Genomic DNA, 2,031 nt, shown 5'->3' with positions numbered 1-2,031 from the left:
TCCTCAGGGGCCGGGTCCACAGGGGTCGGACGGCGGCGGGAAGCCTACGGCAGCGGACTGACACCGCGGCCGTGGGCTTCCCGCCCGCCGGACCGACCCGGCCGGGTTACGGCAGCGCCAGCATCCGCTCCAGCGCCAGCTTCGCGAACGCCTCCGTCTCCTTGTCCACCTCGATGCGGTTGACCAGGGTGCCCTCGGCGAGCGACTCCAGCGCCCAGACGAGGTGCGGCAGGTCGATGCGGTTCATCGTCGAGCAGAAGCAGACCGTCTTGTCGAGGAAGACGATCTCCTTGTCCTCGGAAGCGAAACGGTTCGCCAGCCGCCGGACCAGGTTCAGCTCGGTCCCGATGGCCCACTTGGAACCGGCCGGGGCCGCCTCCAGGGTCTTGATGATGTACTCGGTCGAGCCGACCTGGTCCGCCGCCGCCACGACCTCGTGCCGGCACTCGGGGTGCACCAGGACGTTCACGCCCGGGATGCGCTCACGGACGTCGTTCACCGAGTCGAGACTGAAGCGGCCGTGCACCGAGCAGTGCCCCCGCCACAGGATCATCTTCGCGTCGCGCAGTTCCTCGGCGGTCAGTCCGCCGTTCGGCTTGTGCGGGTTGTAGAGGACGCAGTCCTCCAGGGACATGCCCATGTCCCGCACCGCGGTGTTGCGGCCCAGGTGCTGGTCGGGCAGGAACAGCACCTTCTCGCCCTGCTCGAAGGCCCAGTCCAGAGCGCGCTTGGCGTTGGACGAGGTGCAGATGGTGCCGCCGTGCTTGCCGGTGAACGCCTTGATGTCGGCGGAGGAGTTCATGTACGAGACGGGTACGACCTGCTCGGCGATGCCGGCCTCGGTCAGCACGTCCCAGCACTCGGCGACCTGCTCGGCCGTGGCCATGTCCGCCATGGAGCAGCCGGCGGCCAGGTCGGGCAGGACCACCTTCTGCTCGTCGGAGGTCAGGATGTCGGCCGACTCCGCCATGAAGTGCACACCGCAGAAGACGATGTACTCGGCCTCCGGGCGCGCGGCCGCGTCCCTCGCCAGCTTGAAGGAGTCGCCCGTGACATCGGCGAACTGGATGACCTCGTCGCGCTGGTAGTGGTGACCGAGCACGAAGACCTTGTCCCCGAGCTTCTCCTTGGCCGCGCGGGCGCGCGCGACCAGGTCCGGGTCGGAGGGGGAGGGCAGGTCGCCGGGGCACTCCACACCGCGCTCGCTCCTCGGGTCGGCCTCGCGGCCGAGGAGGAGCAGGGCGAGGGGCGTCGGCTGCACGTCGAGCTCCTGGGTTTGGGCGGTGGTCACGACACGCACCCTTTCTACTTTTCGTCGAACTGACGCTATATATCATAACTGGTTTACGTCAGTTTGACGATGCCCCTCGTGTCGGTGTGACGTGAATCCCGGTGCCCGAGCCGCTGTCCGCTCCCCGGGGCGTGTGCGAGCATGAAGGGAAGGCCGAGGGACACGACACGGGTCCGACCCGGAATGAATCCGCGGCCCCGCCGGTTGGAACCGTCGGCAAGCAGTCTCCGTACAACCCGGGAGAGATGTAGATGTCCGTATCGGACGAGACCACCACCGTCACCGACGGCATCATCGTGACCGACGCCGCCGCGGCCAAGGTCAAGGCCCTGCTCGACCAGGAAGGCCGGGACGACCTGGCGCTGCGCGTCGCCGTCCAGCCCGGCGGCTGCTCCGGCCTGCGCTACCAGCTCTTCTTCGACGAGCGCTCGCTCGACGGCGACGTGGTGAAGGACTTCGACGGCGTCAAGGTCACCACCGACCGCATGAGCGCCCCGTACCTGGGCGGCGCCACCATCGACTTCGTGGACACCATCGAGAAGCAGGGCTTCACCATCGACAACCCGAACGCGACGGGCTCCTGCGCCTGCGGCGACTCCTTCAGCTGAGCCGCGCGGCGGACGCACCGGTCGTACAGAGGGCGGGGGGGGGGGGGGGGGGGGGGGGGGGGGGGGGGGGGGGGGGGGGGGGGGGGGGGGGGGGGGGGGGGGGGGGGGGGGGTGGTGTGGGTAGGGGCTGGC

The 2,031-nt window shown here is 69.6% G+C and carries 2 protein-coding genes; one reads left to right on the top strand and one right to left on the bottom strand.

The genetic code is table 11. The annotated features are described in order from the left end of the window. Nucleotides 1–106 precede the first annotated feature (106 nt). Complete coding sequence (gene nadA, locus ACZ7G3_RS28035) at nt 107–1,291, bottom strand: quinolinate synthase NadA (protein ID WP_470928725.1); 1,185 nt, start codon at nt 1,289–1,291, stop codon at nt 107–109. A gap of 251 nt (nt 1,292–1,542) precedes the next feature. On the opposite strand from nadA, the gene ACZ7G3_RS28030 reads away from it, so the two are divergent. Then, the gene (locus ACZ7G3_RS28030; RefSeq protein WP_279566575.1) at nt 1,543–1,899 is read left to right on the top strand and encodes an iron-sulfur cluster assembly accessory protein; all 357 of its coding nucleotides are present in this window, start codon (nt 1,543–1,545) and stop codon (nt 1,897–1,899) included. Nucleotides 1,900–2,031 lie beyond the last annotated feature (132 nt).

It is taken from the genome of Streptomyces sp. NPDC037271 (assembly GCF_055603605.1).
The sequence above is the reverse complement of the archived record's forward strand: the minus strand, read 5'-3'. Positions and strand labels throughout refer to the sequence as shown.

What these genes read in the sequence shown, in the direction of transcription:
- ACZ7G3_RS28030 (WP_279566575.1), top strand. Translation starts at nt 1,543, where the DNA reads ATGTCCGTATCGGACGAGACCACCACCGTCACCGACGGCATCATCGTG.